14 protein-coding genes are annotated in these 15531 nt (G+C 39.7%); 11 read left to right on the forward strand and 3 right to left on the reverse strand.

Going from position 1 to position 15531, the window contains the following annotated elements:
- The first annotated feature begins 110 nt into the window (after positions 1-110).
- Positions 111-1199, forward strand: coding sequence for a hypothetical protein (locus tag MXE38_RS06855; RefSeq protein ID WP_246913433.1), 1089 nt, complete (start codon positions 111-113; stop codon positions 1197-1199).
- Between the two features lie 178 nt (positions 1200-1377).
- Here the strand turns inward: MXE38_RS06855 and folK are convergent, their stop codons facing one another.
- Genes folK through tsaD form a run of 3 tightly spaced genes read right to left on the reverse strand, consistent with a single transcriptional unit; the run spans position 1378 to position 3340 of the window.
- A complete protein-coding gene (folK, locus tag MXE38_RS06860; RefSeq protein ID WP_246913435.1) occupies positions 1378-1929 on the reverse strand; it encodes a 2-amino-4-hydroxy-6-hydroxymethyldihydropteridine diphosphokinase in 552 nt (183 codons plus the stop codon).
- Between the two features lie 3 nt (positions 1930-1932).
- Complete coding sequence (gene folB / locus MXE38_RS06865) at positions 1933-2289, reverse strand: dihydroneopterin aldolase (protein WP_246913437.1); 357 nt, start codon at positions 2287-2289, stop codon at positions 1933-1935.
- A 31-nt stretch (positions 2290-2320) separates the two neighbouring features.
- Complete coding sequence (gene tsaD / locus MXE38_RS06870) at positions 2321-3340, reverse strand: tRNA (adenosine(37)-N6)-threonylcarbamoyltransferase complex transferase subunit TsaD (protein ID WP_246913439.1); 1020 nt, start codon at positions 3338-3340, stop codon at positions 2321-2323.
- 472 nt (positions 3341-3812) lie between these two features.
- Between tsaD and rpsU the strand changes: the two genes are divergently transcribed.
- The 10 genes from rpsU to MXE38_RS06920 all read left to right on the forward strand — a co-directional run bounded on the left by rpsU (position 3813) and on the right by MXE38_RS06920 (position 15352).
- Complete coding sequence (gene rpsU, locus MXE38_RS06875) at positions 3813-4028, forward strand: 30S ribosomal protein S21 (protein WP_113744729.1); 216 nt, start codon at positions 3813-3815, stop codon at positions 4026-4028.
- 703 nt (positions 4029-4731) lie between these two features.
- Positions 4732-4923: a hypothetical protein gene (locus MXE38_RS06880; protein ID WP_246913441.1), complete on the forward strand. Its 192-nt coding sequence runs from the start codon at positions 4732-4734 to the stop codon at positions 4921-4923.
- Positions 4924-5557: 634 nt separating this feature from the next.
- The gene (locus MXE38_RS06885) at positions 5558-6757 is read left to right on the forward strand and encodes an HAD family hydrolase (RefSeq protein WP_246913443.1); all 1200 of its coding nucleotides are present in this window, start codon (positions 5558-5560) and stop codon (positions 6755-6757) included.
- Between the two features lie 286 nt (positions 6758-7043).
- Positions 7044-8990: an AAA family ATPase gene (locus MXE38_RS06890; RefSeq protein ID WP_246913445.1), complete on the forward strand. Its 1947-nt coding sequence runs from the start codon at positions 7044-7046 to the stop codon at positions 8988-8990.
- An 18-nt stretch (positions 8991-9008) separates the two neighbouring features.
- Positions 9009-9449, forward strand: coding sequence for a hypothetical protein (locus MXE38_RS06895; protein WP_246913446.1), 441 nt, complete (start codon positions 9009-9011; stop codon positions 9447-9449).
- Positions 9450-10347: 898 nt separating this feature from the next.
- Positions 10348-10833 (forward strand): TRAP transporter small permease, encoded by a 486-nt coding sequence (locus MXE38_RS06900; RefSeq protein ID WP_246913448.1) that lies wholly within the window; start codon positions 10348-10350, stop codon positions 10831-10833.
- 3 nt (positions 10834-10836) lie between these two features.
- Positions 10837-12114 carry a TRAP transporter large permease subunit gene (locus MXE38_RS06905; protein WP_246913450.1) on the forward strand — a complete coding sequence of 426 codons (1278 nt, stop codon included), beginning with the start codon at positions 10837-10839 and terminating at the stop codon, positions 12112-12114.
- 100 nt (positions 12115-12214) lie between these two features.
- On the forward strand, positions 12215-13195 hold the full coding sequence (locus tag MXE38_RS06910) for a DctP family TRAP transporter solute-binding subunit (protein ID WP_246913452.1): 981 nt from the start codon (positions 12215-12217) through the stop codon (positions 13193-13195).
- A 14-nt stretch (positions 13196-13209) separates the two neighbouring features.
- Complete coding sequence (locus MXE38_RS06915) at positions 13210-14133, forward strand: 2-hydroxyacid dehydrogenase (protein WP_246913455.1); 924 nt, start codon at positions 13210-13212, stop codon at positions 14131-14133.
- A gap of 349 nt (positions 14134-14482) precedes the next feature.
- Entirely contained in the window at positions 14483-15352 is an 870-nt protein-coding gene (locus tag MXE38_RS06920; RefSeq protein ID WP_246913456.1) for a MurR/RpiR family transcriptional regulator, read from the forward strand.
- Positions 15353-15531: the final 179 nt, after the last annotated feature.

Raw genomic sequence — 15531 nt, forward strand, 5'->3', positions numbered from 1 at the left:
GAAGATGGAGACATATTCGACCTTTAACTAAAACTTTAGACAGAATTAATATTAAAATACAGCATAGCTCATATATTACAAAATTAATGTTACCGTGTAACATAAAAAATGTGACTCAAATCAATAGCGATAAAAATCTCGTAGACAATTGTTTTGCCTGTTTAGGTTTTAAGGTTGATTATCGTCTTTCTGTAGACACTGATACAGATGAGTTTGGCATTCATATGTCCTTAGCAGTAGGAGAGTCTTGTCGTCGTTTTGAGCTTGATTATCTTGCTAAGTCTTTACCTAAAATTTATTTGCCTCGTTGGAACATTATTGCAGGTATAAAGCCAACATATGATGGCATCGGTAGGATAAAGGGTTGTACCTTTGGCGCTGAGGACATTATGGTATGGCTCATTAAGCGGTCTAATACCAGAAAATGCTTATTAAGTTTGAATGTTTTTTGTCCTAAGCTTAGTAAGTTTTATGAACAAGGTAGCGAAGAGTTATCCAATTATTTGGAGGCTTTTTGTTGTGGAGTAATTGGCGAGTACAACTATTTAGGCTATATCGTTGATTTTAACTTATTAAAATCACCAGAGGACATGGATAATTTGGATGAAAGGGCCTTAGATGGTGAGCTAATATTTAAAGGCACGGCTTTAAGTGAAATTGCTGATTTTAAGTTTTTAGAGGCCTATGGTGCTGCTTCACTCAATAGTGTCGATGAGGTTAACGATCAACAAACCATTTACTACGGTAGCACTAATATTGATAAGGAAATGAAAGAACCCTTGCGACAGGACATTGAGGAGGGCTATTGTATTTTCCCTTACTGGTTATTCGATTTTGATCGACAGCTACCAAAGCTTGAGGATGTTTGGGAAAGTGATGGCTCAGTAGCATTCCAGCTTATTTTATTAAGAGAGCTAATTAATGAAAATCCAAGTTTAGATGAGGCCATTAATAAAATCGTTGGCTCTATTTTTGGTTTTTTAAACTCCAGGTTTCCCAATCAGAATGTCTTTTTAGGTCTCGCAATTGGCTATAACTACATATATATCGATATCTTATCTTTCAATTTTGAACAGACGATACGCTGCCTTGACGAGTTGATGAAGGATATTGATTTTGTTGGCTCGGTAGTTAGGGTATCTCGACCTGGAGCAAATATGATTGCTATTGGTAAGCCCATAAGAGATTTAGAGTCCTAAAAACGACTTACTTAAAATCTTGAGCTTATGGAATAAGCTGTTCATTGGGTAGCTAGAAAATAAGCAAAGCCCAACTTAATATCATTAAGTTGGGCTTCTATTTTGCCTATTAAGCTATTTCAATCTTAACTAATATGTAGGCGCATAGGTACGCACAAACGTAGGCTAGGGCTTTAGATTAGTTTTGTGCGTCTTGATTGTTCCACTGTGGAGCAGGACGGTTAAAGTCAAAGTCAACCTTCTTAACCTGACGATCCTCAGGAATGTGAGGTACCATTTGCTCACAAATCTCGCTTACTGGCAGGCCTAAAATTGGGTGCACTAACTCAGGAGCAATATCATTTAAAGGAATGGTAACAAATGGGTAGTCCTGAATGTCGTGGCGTGGAACTTTGCAAGGCTCGCTTTCAACTTCGTTGCCAAACACTAAAATATCAATATCTAAGCGGTGCTTGAGACCGAAATTGGTAGAGTTATGCATCATAAGCTCACTACCAGCTTGGGCCTCAATATCTTGTAGGGCTTGGTAAAGCTCAACAAAAGAAAGCTCAGTGTTGCCACCTACTACTAAGTTTAAAAAGTCTGGCTCAGCAGCACGCACAGCCTTAGACTCATAAACAGGAGAGATCTTAAAATCCTTGAATAAAGGTTTTAATTTTTCAATAGCAAACAAAATTGCATTATCACGGTTAAGGTTAGAGCCAATACCTAAATAAACCTCAGTACCCATGTCCTAGTCCTCATTAGTTCTAGTTATTTCTACGCCGACTCCTTGAGTGTTTAACACTGCATGAGTCTTTAGAATTTTGAGCGTTACCGCTGTAGGATGGAAAGTATCCAAGATAAAACGACAAATATCCTCAGCAAGAGTTTCAATTAGTTGTGCCTTACGCTCTTTAACAAAGGCTGTTACTTGAGCACAAACTTGAGCATAGTTAATTGAAAGATTTAAATCGCCAGTGGTGGCGCACTCTTGCAGCGGATGTTGTAAAGTAATATCCAAAATTAATGGTTGTTCAAATTCTCTTTCGTGAGGCAAGATACCAATAATGGCATCGATTTTAAGGCCTTGAATTAAGATTTTGTCCATATTTAACCTGCTAAGCTTTGCTTTTGAAATCTTATGAATTTAAAGGGCTTAAAGAGCTAATATGCCAGCGTGGGAAAACATTAACCCCTAAATCAGCTTTAACTCCAGCTTTGAAACGTAACATGCCAGCTAAGGCAATCATGGCTCCGTTATCAGTACAAAACTCACGACGAGCAAAGAAAATCTTGCCCTTACGCTTTTGCATTAAGGCACTTAAAGAATCTCTAATAGCACTATTAGCGCTCACGCCGCCTGCTACTACTAAAGTGTTCATGTGAGCTTGTTCTAAAGCTCTTTGGCATTTGGCCACTAAAGTGTCTGCTACAGCATCTTCAAAGCAACGAGCAATATTGGCCTTATCATTTTCTAAATCAGTGCTCTTATGCACAGCATTTAGAACAGAAGTCTTTAAACCTGCAAATGAAAAGTCGCAATTAGGGCGATCAATCATTGGGCGAGGGAATTTATAAGCTTTGCTATCACCACCATTGGCTAAGGCTTCTAATTTAGGGCCACCAGGGTATGGTAGGCCTAAGAGCTTAGCGGTCTTATCAAAAGCTTCTCCAGCAGCATCATCTACAGACTCACCTAAGATTTCGTAGGAGCCTGGGCTAGCAACTTTAATTAGCATGGTGTGACCACCTGATACTAATAAGGCTACAAAAGGAAATGATGGTGGCTCATCCTCAAGCATTGGGGCTAAAAGGTGACCTTCCATATGATGAACTGGAATAGCTGGAATATTGAGCGCAAAAGCTAATGAGCGAGCCTCCATAGCACCAACTAATAGAGCACCAATTAAGCCAGGGCCAGCAGTATAAGCAACGGCATCTAAATCTTTAAGGCTAATCTTAGCATCGCTGATAACTTTACGGATTAAAGGAACCACTCTTTTAATGTGGTCACGACCAGCAAGCTCAGGTACCACGCCGCCATATTGAGCATGAATTGGGATTTGCGTATGTAGAGCATGAGCTAATAAACCTCTTTGGTCATCATAAACTGCAACTCCAGTTTCATCACAAGAGCTCTCAACACCCAATACCAGCATGGCTAAACCTCAATGTAACAATCAAATATGTCTGATAAACCATGACACCAAAGAGCATATTATTTAATAGTCAATTTGGTGCTAATTTGGATGTGCAATAAGCCATAGAAGTGTTAACAAACATCCCTTGTTAAGGCAAATGCACAAAACATTAATATTATCATTTTGCAACTGTAAAATCACCGCCTTACAAAGCGGTGCTAGCTAGTAGGGTGGCTAAAAATAGCCAAGAAAAGCCTATTAGCGCCATATTTAATTTTTATATCAGGTGGTCAGTTTGGGAGATTTTGGGGCAATGAGTAAAGAAAAGATCGATTTAAAGCTATTTGGCTATTTACATTGCTCTTTTGAATAAGTAAAATAAGCCGAATTTTTCGATCTCCAGTTTCTCATTGGGTGATTCTGGTAATCTTTTTTTAGATCCATGGTGGATCAATTTTTAACTTAACTTTTAAGGAAGGTGGTTTTACACATGCCAGTCATCAGAGTACGTGAGAATGAGCCATTCGATGTAGCCTTAAGACGCTTCAAGCGTTCATGTGAAAAGGCAGGTATCCTCGCAGACGTTAGAGCTCGTGAGTTCTACGAGAAGCCAACTACTGTACGTAAGCGTGCAAAGGCTTCTGCTATTAAGCGTCACGCCAAGAAGATGGCCCGCGAGAATGCACGTCGTACTAGACTCTACTAATCGCGCTGTCATTTAGACTGAGCTGTGTTAGACGAGTTTGTAAACTTTTAAAGTTTATAAACTAGCCTAAAAGCTACAAGAGGCAGGTTTCCTTTAGGATTCCTGCCTTTTGCCTTTTTAGGGCCTCAATTTTTACCCTCCTTACTCCTAAAGCATGCCCTACCTCGACCAGCCCAGCTCTGCCCGCCTCGCCTCGCCTCGCTGCCGCATTTTTCCCAGCACTTACACTAATCCTAACTTCACCATCTTGCATACTGAACTCATGAGCGCTCGCTAAGTCCTAAAAAGTTGTGCTAAGTACACTGCAATCACTCATTTATAGCCAAGCTAAGCCAAGCCCCAAAACCATAGTCTGTCCTGTCGTGCTGCGCTGATCTAAGTTGAGTTGTGCTACGTTGATTTGCATTGCGCTGCATTGAGCTGTGCCATTCTTTGCCTAGATTAATGAAGCTAAAGATAGTCCAAAGCTGGCTTAACCCTGTCATCTCCCATCTTGGATGGAGGCTAAATGGTAGGATTAAGGGTAGGGGTAGCGGTAAGGAGTTGCATCGCCTTCTATACTGGCATCTTTAGTCGCTAATAGTGTTGTGCTAATACAGAAACGTTAGTTTGTTTAGCGCTAGTGCAGGCGCAGTCTTCTTAGCAGCAGTATGGCTTATGGTTTATTGCGACACTTTTGAGGGAGCTACTGTAGAAAGTAGTGATGCAACTTGCTGTTGCTGCGGTTGCGCCAGTAGCTGCAACGGCAGCTGGAACTGCATCTGTAGCTGCGATTGCTATGGTGAGTGGAGGTGATATTGGGGAGGTTATTTTTTTATTGGGGGTGGTTGGTGAGGGAAAAAGTGATCTACGTTTGGAAATAGACATTTTTTGGTACTTGGTTTTTAAGCTATAGACCCCTACATAAATTGGCTGTTTATATGGTTTATTAGCACTTACATAGATGCATAAATTATTTATGAAAATTAAAAATTTTGTGAGGTGGTTCACTAAAATAAACAATAAGTTCTTACTATCTGAATTTGCTCTCACATCTTTATGAAACAAAGTAGTAAGCTTGTATTGATACAATTTGTTGTCAGTTAATGTTTTTGAAGATTTAAAATTTTTTAGTTCATTGCCGATATTAGAATTAAGCCATGATAATTTGCCTTAATGGTGCTGTTTTAGGCTGTAAGTCCATGTACAAATTATGCTTCTCACATAATCATTTGCTTATTGCTGGTATTTTTCAGCGCTTAATCACTGGTATTTTTGGTTTAAAACAAAGCAATCATTATTAGACATTAGTTTACTGTTTTGTCTTTAGGTTGGTGATTGTCTTTATATTAAGAATTTTGTTTCCTATAGCAATAATCAATTACAACATATAAGGCCAAGCTAAGTTAGGTTATTTTTAACTGGGGTTGGTTTTTTTTTTTTTTTTTTTTATTAATCACTTAAATGTTAGGTGAAAGAATTTTATTAAAGTTGGTGAGACGGCCTTAAATAGTTGAGCTGCTTACTTATTTAGATAAGGCGGATACGACATGCAAATTTCAGACATGATCAATAAGGTTAGTAATGTAGTTGCCTCAGGATTTACCTCTACCGAAGAAGAACGCAAACGCTATTTTGGTAATGGTCGCCGTGCTCTAACTTTTGACCTTTTTGGATGCTTAATCAACCATAGAATGATCACTCACTTTGTGGGTCAAATTGGTCGTGAAAATAATATCAACCCTGAGCTAACCGAGCGTTATTTCCAGCTTTATTTAGATCGCGTCAAGTATGCAATGGACTTCATGACCTATACTGATGTGCTCAATCAAACCATGGCTTTGTTGGATATGACCTTTAATACCAAAGTCTTCTCTCAGGCTTCTGGTGAGTTGTTATTAGTATATGGTGATATGCGCCCTCACCCTGATGTGGTGCCTTCATTACAAAAATTAAAGAACTCTGGTTATGAGCTTTATTTAATTGCTAATGCCAATATTCAAATGGTGCAAAAGCAATTTGATAACTTAGGTGGTTTCTTTAGCGAAAAGAATATTATTTTGGCAGATGAAGTTCGTTGCTATAAGCCAAACCCTAATTTCTTTAAGGCCGCAGCAGAGAAGTTTAAGCTACGTACAGCCGATCACTTCCACGTATCATCTTCTTACTTCCAAGATATTTTACCAGCCACTCGTATGCGTTGGTTAACTGCTTATATCAATCGTTCTCAGACAGGCGTATTAGCAGGTTATGAGCCATCAGTAGTATTAAGTACTTTAAATGATCTTGAGGAAGGCTTAATTTACGCTCGTCGTCGTATCGAGGAGGAGGAGAAGGCTGCTCGTGAGCGTGAGGCTCAGGCTAAGGCTCAAGCTGCACAAGCTCAGGCCAACGAGGCAGCAGCTGCTAAAGCTAAGGCCGAACAAGAGGCCCGTGCTCGTCAGCAAAAAGCTATGCAGCAACAACAAGCACAACAGCAGCAAATGCAACAGCAAATGGCTGCTCGCCAGGGTCAAATGTCCCCAGCTCAAATGCAGCAGGCCCGCGCTATGGGCTCCTTTATGGATATTAATGACGATATGGTGGAATTTGGTGGCGTAGCTAATGATACTAACCAGTACTTTGTACCTCAAAACGAAAAGGATTTTGAGCTAGCAGAAAAGATGAAGCATATGCCACCTGCTAAAGCTCGTGCCTTAGCCAAAGCTCGTGAAAGAGCTATGCAGGCTGCTCGTGCCCGAGGTAATTAAGATTAAATGCCATAGCATAAGCATTTAAATTAGCGCCTAGATTATCAAGAGATGATCTAGGCGTTATGCTTTTTAGGTGGCAAAAATTAGCTTATGTGCGATCTAGATATTTTTTACTTTTTGGCTATGGCGCTATAATAAGGCTTTTGATATTTAGTTGTTTTGTTTTTGCTTGTGGTTGCTTTGGTTAGAGCCTAGATCTAGGTAAGGTTTTGTTAAGTGCCAGACTTTTTTGCTGGGGCTTAAATGCTCAGCTAAGCAGCTGATAGAGATTAAGGATTAGCTCATGTACTTGGAGCATTTTGGCTTAGATGACTACCCTTTTGATGGCTTGCCAGATCGCCGCTTTTATTATGTTGGTAGCTCTCAACACCAATCTCTAGGACTTTTAACCACTGCCTTATCACGCTCAGGAAGTATTTGCGTACTTACTGGCTCATCAGGAGCTGGTAAAACGACCTTAGTGCGTATGTTAATGCGCTCTTTGCCTCGTCGTATGCGCATTATTACCATTGACGATCCTAGAACCGATCCCCAAATGCTGATCGCAACTATTTTGCGAGCCTCTGGTATTGTTGCTACTTCCTTTGAGTCTATTGCTGAGCTGACCTTAAAGCTACGTCAAATGCTAGAAAAGTCCATTGCTTTAGGCATTATTACTACAGTAATTTGCGATGAAGCTCAGGGCTTATCTGATGATGTGCTAGAACAAATTCGCCTAATTTCCAATATTGAAGGTGAAGCTGGCAAGATGATTAACTTCTTGCTTGTAGGCCGTGAGGACTTGTTAGAGCACTTAAATAAAAGCGAACATGAGATGCTCAAAAATCGTATTAAGATTTTTGCTAATCTGCCATGTTTTAAGGAAGATGAGGTAGCTGCATATTTAACCTATCGCCTACAACAAGTTTCTTGCGTTAAGCCTGTCTTTACTAACAAAGCTATTGCCATTATCACTAAAAAAAGTGGCGGCATGCCAAGACTTATCAATGCTATCGCTGATATGTGCCTTACCTTGGCAGCTCAAAAGAAAAAAGAGCAAGTAAATTCCTTAATCGCTAAAAAGGCAGCTCATTTAGTTTTACATAATCAACAAGCTGGCTTTGGCTCATTAATTAAGCAATTAGCCCGTGAGGTATTGTCAGGATCTTTATATGCTCGTATAGCTATTATCGCTACTGCTGCATGTGCTGCGGCCTTAGCTTTTAGCGGTGCTTTATGGATAATGAAAGAATATTACCCTGTACGATCTCTAGAGGGAGCTTTGCTCTCTGATGAGGTGGTACAAGAGCGCTATGAGCGTGTTTCTGATTACCTTCTTAAAGGCCGTAATGCCTCATCACGTCAGCTCTTTTTCTTTAATCAAGCTATTAGTGAGTCTTATTTTAAATCTGAGGCTTTTGCTACTTTATTTAAAGTTCATGGTTATGAGGTGGCAGATTCTGAGCAGGGCCTTACTAATGAAGTATTACGCTCGGTTAATTTACAAAGTTTCCATCAAACAGGCACTTTTGCAGAGGCTATTTCCTACAATACTCCTGTATTAATTGGCTTAATGGATGATAACCTCACTCCATTTTATGGCGTGCTTTATCAGTTAAATGAGGATGTTGGCCAAATTATCATCGGTAGCTATTTGTTTGATGTAAAACTCTCTTATTTAAAAGAGCGCTTTTTAGGTCAATATACTATTTTGCATCCTTATGTAGGTGATTTAACTGAGCTTAAATCACGTATGACTGATACCAGAAAGGCGGCAGAAAATCGCTTGCGTCCTTATTTGAGCAATTATCGTAATCGCGCTTTAGAAGCTGCTAATAGAGAGGCTAATACCGCTCTTATCAATTACGAGCGCCAAAAAGATGAGTTGGCTAAATTACGACAAGCCATTAGACAGCAAGTGTTAAGTACCATTGATTCGTCCAATAAGACTGACGCTCAATTAGAAAAAGAGCTTGATCGCTCTTTAGCTAAGGCGTTAGAGGATAATCAAGAGTATCAAGATGCTTTAGGAGTGTTATTGCGCTTAGAACAATTAAGCTCACAAAAAGAGGTGCGAGCTGATGAAATTCGTACTATCTCACTAAAGCTTGATGATGGCTATTCCCGTGCTATGAGTTTATTCTTACAAGAGCAACGTCTTAATGATGTTTCACCTAGAGCAGCAGCTTTGTTAACCTTATCGGCCTATGATGGCCCACGCTTAATTAATGTTGTTCCTACAGCTAACTAATGAGGATAAGGGGGCATTATGAGAGCTATCAATATTAGTGAGCAGGAGAAAAAAGAGGCTCTTTTTGAAGTTTCTTTTAACCGCTATAAAGCACTAAAGCTATTTTCTTTTACCTTTGCTGCCTTTATTGTCGGTCTAAGTGCTTTGTTTTGGACTTTAGATTACCAATATGAACAAAGACTTAATGCACTGACACAACAGCTACTATCAGATTTTGATAAAAGCATTGTTGATAACAAAATTGAAGCCAGTACCGATCTTTATGAAGGTGTAGTCCTATATCGTGGTAAGGCTGACTTTGATAATGTAAGACTAGTGCAAACTTTAGAGGATAACTTCCAAAAAGAGCTCAATATCAATGCTGTCCACGGACAGAAAAGAGCTGTAGCTCAAGGTGTTTATCAAATACGTTTTGTAAAATCAGATATTCCTGCCACCCCATTTGAGGTAATGCAGTAAGACCACAGGCCCTGATCTTAAAAGCTCAGGGCCTTGTTCTTTTTGGGCATCAAGCTGCAAGCAGCAGGCATCACAACCACCTGCAAACCCCAAACCTAAACCCCAGCTTTCCATTGCCCTTGCCCCTCATCCTCGCCATTACCCTTGCCGATCCTTGCACCTTGGTATACCAGTACCACAGTACCTCTCTATCAGGGGGAGAACCACGGCCTGGAGCTGAGCTCAAGCAAGGGCCAAGGCTATTTACATAGCCTTGCCAAGGCTAAGTTCTGGCCTTGGCCTTAGCCCTCTTGTTAGCCTCAGCGCTAATGCTATTTCTTGCTTACCCTAAGCCCATATCTTTGCAACACAAGGCAAAACAAACAAAATAACAGGCAATCGTGTAATAGCTCATTTAATAGGTGCTGGTGCTGCTGTACCTTTACCAACACCTAAAGCTACACCAGCATCTCTATATGTATCCGTACTTGCAGTTTTAGGTGTATGTTTTGGTGTAGGGACTGATATAGGCAAGAGCTGCATAATATGGCAGTGGCTTAGGTAGGTAGGCAGGAAAAATGATGTCTCATTTAGATAAGTTAGGGTGTTGGTAATTTTGATAGATTACTATCAAAAAATGATGGGAAACAATCATTTTTGCTAAATGGACTTTGGTCTGTAGAATAGGCTGGAACTATCCCTAGAAAGCGATGTTTATCGTATTTATAAGTATTAATTTTTTAGTTAGAGCTAAAAAAATTGCTTTTTAAATTTGATAGAACTTAAGCATAAATGAGATCTGTTTAACAAAAACTTGATAATTCTTTATCAAAATCGCTCAAAATGTGATCTTTGTTTGATAAGCATTTATCACATTTCACTATGATTAATGACATTAATTAATCATAGGAGCAATCTTATGCAACAGCTTTCCAATCTAATTACCAAAGGTCTTGAGATTTTAGTTGTTCTCATCCTTGCTGGTATGTCGCTTTTAGTAATTATTAACGTAGCTTTACGTTTTATTGCCGATTCAGGCATTGTGGTTTCAGAAGAGCTTTCTCGTTTTATGTTTATTTGGGTGGTATTTATTGGTGCCATCTTGGCTATGAAAGAAGAAAGTCATATCTACGTTGATTTCATGCGCAAAGCGCTACCTGGCCCTATCCAGTCATTCGTTAAGCTATTTTGCTATTGTGCCATGCTCTATTGCTGCTACTTATTGTTCGTTGGTAGCTATGAGCTTTACGAGTTCAATATGGAGGATTTATCTCCTGTAGCTCAAATTCCAATGGGCTATATTTATATCTCTGGCTCAGTAGGCGCTGCTGGCATGGGCATTATCTTACTCTTTAAGATAGCCTCAACTTTCAAAAATATTGTTAGCAAGAATTGGGAGAAATAGGCCATGACCATTGCAATTTTCTTAATTATTCTGCTTACCTCTGTTGCCATAGGTATTCCTATTGCTTTCTCTTTGTTCTTATGTAGTTTAGGCTTGATGATTCACCTTGATATGGTTGATCCTCAAATTATGGCTCAAAGCTTAATCAATGGTGCAGATAACTTTACCTTACTTGCTATTCCTTTCTTCGTTTTTGCTGGCGAGGTCATGAATGTAGGTGGTTTAGCTAAGCGCTTGATTGACTTGCCTATGAAGTTAGTAGGTCATAAGGCTGGCGGTTTAGGCTTTGTAGTAATTATTGCTGCTGTGATTATGGCCTCTTTATCTGGCTCTCCTGCTGCTGATACTGCTGCTATTGCTGCCATCATGTTCCCTATGATGATGAAGGCTAAATATGACCCTGCACGCTCTACTGGCTTAATTGCAGCAGGCGGTATTATTGCCCCAATTATTCCACCATCAATTCCTTTCATTGTTATTGGTGTGACCGCCTCAGTATCAATTTCTCAGCTCTTTATGGCTGGTATTGTTCCTGGTATTTTAATGGGCGTGGCTCTATGCATGATGTGGTACTTCCAATCTCGCAAACTAGAGACCAGCAAAAAGGCTACAGGCGCTGAAATTTTTGCTGCCTTTAAGAGCTCTATCTTAGCCTTGATGTTGCCTGTAATTGTAATTGGTGGTTTCCGCCTAGGTATCTTTACCCCAACTGAGGCTGGTGCAGTTGCTTCTGTATATGCCTTATTTATCTCAATCTTTGTTTATCGTGAGATCACCTTTAAGGCTATTTATCAAGCTTTACTAGCCACTGCTAAGACCACAGCTGTGATTATGCTAATGGTCGCCTCAGCTCAAGTTAGTGCTTGGTTAATGACTGTTGCTGACTTACCTTTAATGGTTGCCGAAGTATTAAAGCCATTGGCCTCTAGCCCAACTTTATTAATGGCCTTGATCTTAGTATTGCTCATGGCTATGGGTATGGTGCTCGATTTAATCCCAATCGTTCTTATCATGGTGCCTGTATTAATGCCAATTATTCGTGAGGCTGGTATTAATGAGATTTACTTCTGCGTAATGTTCATTTTCTGTTGCTCAGTAGGTCTTATCACCCCTCCAGTTGGTAACGTATTAAACGTAGTATCAGGAGTTACCAAGGTTCCTTTTGAACGAGCTGTTTTAGGTGTCTTACCTTACGCTGGTGTCTTATTTGGTCTTATGTTGTTAATGCTATTGTTCCCATCAATCGTGATTGCTCCAATGGAGTTCTTAACTGGAAAGTAGCTTAACTTCCGTATTCACTTTGCTCTTACATGCTTAACACCTCAGGGCAGCTTTTTTAAAAAGCTGCCTAATAAAAATGCTTTAAATTTTGGAGTCTATTATGAAAAAGTTAGTTGCCTCTGCTTTAGCTATTGCTTTATCTATTGCTGTTACTGCTAGTGCCGAAGCTAAAACAGTATTACGTTTTGCTACTGACGTGTCTCGTGCTGATACTCAAGGTCAGGGTGCAGAGCACTTTATTAATTTAGTGTCTGAGCGCTCTAACGGTGAGATCGAAATTAAGTTCTATCCAGATAGCACTTTAGGTAATACCCCAGCTATTGTATCTGGTACTCGTGGCGGTACTATCGATATTGGTATGGTGGGCGCACACGCTTTAAGTGGCTTGTCTAAGGATTTTGCTGTATTAGACTTACCTTTCATGTTCCAAGATAAGGCTCATGCCTATCGCTTCTTAGACGGTCAAGGTGGTCAAGAACTCTTTGCTGGTATTGAGAGCAAAGGTATTGTAGGTTTAGCTTTCTTTGAGAATGGCTTTAGAAACATTACCAACAATAGAAAGCCAATTGAGACTCCAGATGATGTTAAGGGCTTAAAGATTCGTGTACCACAAAGCCAAGTATTGGTACAAACCTTTGAGGCCTTAGGCGCTAACCCTGTACCAATGGCCTTTGGTGAGCTTTACACTGCAATGGAGACTGGTGCTATCGACTCTCAAGATCACCCAATGCCAGCCTTATTCTCTGGTAAGTTCTATGAGGTTCAAAAGTACTTATCTTTAACTAACCACGCCTACACCGCAGTAACTGTAATTATCAACAAGAAAAAGTTTGATAAGTTAAGCCCAGAGCAGCAAAAGCTTATTAAAGAGTGCGCAAAAGAAGCCTCTACTTTCCAACGTGAGTTAAATGCTCAGTCTGAGCAGGCCATGATCGATCAGATGAACACTGAGTCTGGCATTGTAGTAAACGACAATGTTAAGAAGGAATTATTTGCAGAAAAGACCAAGTTCATTCGTGATGAGTATATCAAGGCAAACGGCGACCACTTCGTTAAGTTAATCGATGAAGCTCGTCAATAATCCGAGGTTATAGCATGAAGGTTTTACTAACCGTAGTAGCTCTCAATGCGGATGTTGCTCAATTTATTAAAGATCAGGGCTATGAAGTAATCACTCAAGATGAGCTTACTAGTGAGAATGCTCCTTATATCGAAGTGATTATGTCTAATGGTACTGGTAAAATTAGCAAGGAGCTGCTTGATAAATTACCTAATGTCAAAATGATCGATAATTTTGGCGTAGGTTATGATGGCGTTGATGTTAAAGAGTGTGCTAAGCGTAATATTGCTTTATGTACCACTCCAGGAGTTCTAACAGAGGATGTAGCAGATTTAGCTATGGCCTTATTATTAGGACTTTCACGCCAGGTTACAATGGCCCATAACTTCATTCATGAGGGTAAGTGGGCTCATGGTTTAAAGTTCCCTCTAGGATCTAAGGTATCAGGTAAAAAATTAGGTATTTTAGGTTTAGGTCGTATTGGTAAGGCTGTTGCTGCTCGTGCTAGCGGTTTTGATATGCCAATTTACTATTACGATCGCTTCTCACAAGATGAGCGCTATACCAAAGTAGATTCATTGCTTGATCTGGCCAAAGCTGTAGACTACTTGGTTGTGTGCGCTGCAGCCACCGAGGAAAACCGTAATATGGTTAATGCTCAGGTGCTTGAGGCTTTAGGCTCTAAAGGCTGTCTCATTAATATTGCCCGTGGTTCTTTAGTTGATGAGGAAGCTCTTTGTCAGGCAATAGAAAAGGGAGTGATTAAGGGTGCAGCATTAGATGTATTTGCTAGTGAACCTCATGTTCCAGAAGCATTATTAAATCGCAATAATGTAATTGTGACAGCTCATATTGCTAGCGGTACAGTAGAAACTCGTAAACAAATGGCTGATATTGTCAACGCCAATTTTAAAGCTTTCTTAGAAGGCACCCCAATGCCAACTAAACTAAAGCTATAATATCGGTTCTTAATTTAACTAGCTAGGGCCAGGCTATTTTAGTCTGGCCTTTTTTATTGCTTAAATTTTGTCTAATGGCAATAATAGGGCCATAGCATGCTTATTCTGATAGCTGTTAAGATTAATAGTTGTATTTGCCAGTTGAAATAGTGATAGCTAACCTAATTACTTGTATACCAGTGTACTTATAATGCACTATTAAGCAAGTACTATTCTACTAACACTAAAAATAGTCCATAATCTTTGTACTAGGTAAGTAGAAGTCTAGAGAACACTAAAGTGATTATTAAGGTCGTTAGTGTAATGATTAATAAGTTGCCAGCTAAATAGTTTTAATGAGGAGAATGCCTTGGCCATCGCAAACGATAAATTAGATGCAAAAGCACAATCAATTCCTTTATTTGCTGAATTTTCCTCAAAATTTACCAAGTCGGATACTGTAATTGCTAATTACATTGCTGAGCATGTAAAGAAAGTGCTTCAAATGACCATTTCTGATTTGTCTCTCAATACGGGTATCTCAGAAATTACTATTTCACGCTTTTGTAAAAAATTAGATTTATCAGGTTTTCAGGATTTAAAAGTAAATTTAGCCTCTAGTACAGTGCAGACTGTAGATGAGGTCGAGCTAGATATGGGTGATGATACTCCTACTTTAGCCTCCAAGATTTTTCATAATATCCAGACAGGCCTTAGTATGACTGATCAGGTCTTAGATTATCAGGCAGTAGATAGAGCTGCTAATTTAATAGCCAATTGCAATCGTCTTATTTCTTTTGGCTATGGCACCTCTGGCACTATCTGTCGTGATATTGGTATTCGCTTTGTAAGATTCGGTATTTGTACCGAAGTGGTACATGATCCACACCAACAAGCAACCATTGCTGATATGTGTGAGCTTTACAATACCGTCATTATGGTAGTGTCTTTATCTGGTAGTTCAGTAAACCTTATTGAGCCAGTAAAGAGTGCCAAGCAAAATGGAGCCAAAATTATTCTTATTACCTCTCACAAGCGCTCTCCTTTAGCCTCTCTGGCTGATGAGGTATTGGTGGGTATTGGTCCTGAAATTAGACTGCTAGCCGAATCAACAGTAACACGCTTTGTTTATTTGGCTATTGTAGACTTGCTTTTCTCTAAGGTAGCCATCATAAAAAATGAAAGCTACCACCAACATATTATTAACATGAGACACTCTTTAGCCCCCTTAAAGAGCTAAGTCCCCAAAAAGCATAATTAAGACCTCCTTAACCAAGCTAACCCTCAAGTTCAGGTTAAGGCGGTCATTATTTAGCTCCATGAGAGCATCAGCCAACTCCCAAGCCCATACCCCCAGGCAAAACCACTTGCACAGGCCCACGGCTCTGTCGTAGACCTGGCCTACGGCCATGGCATGGC

The organism is Anaerobiospirillum sp. NML120448, assembly GCF_023050945.1.
GTDB lineage: Bacteria > Pseudomonadota > Gammaproteobacteria > Enterobacterales > Succinivibrionaceae > Anaerobiospirillum.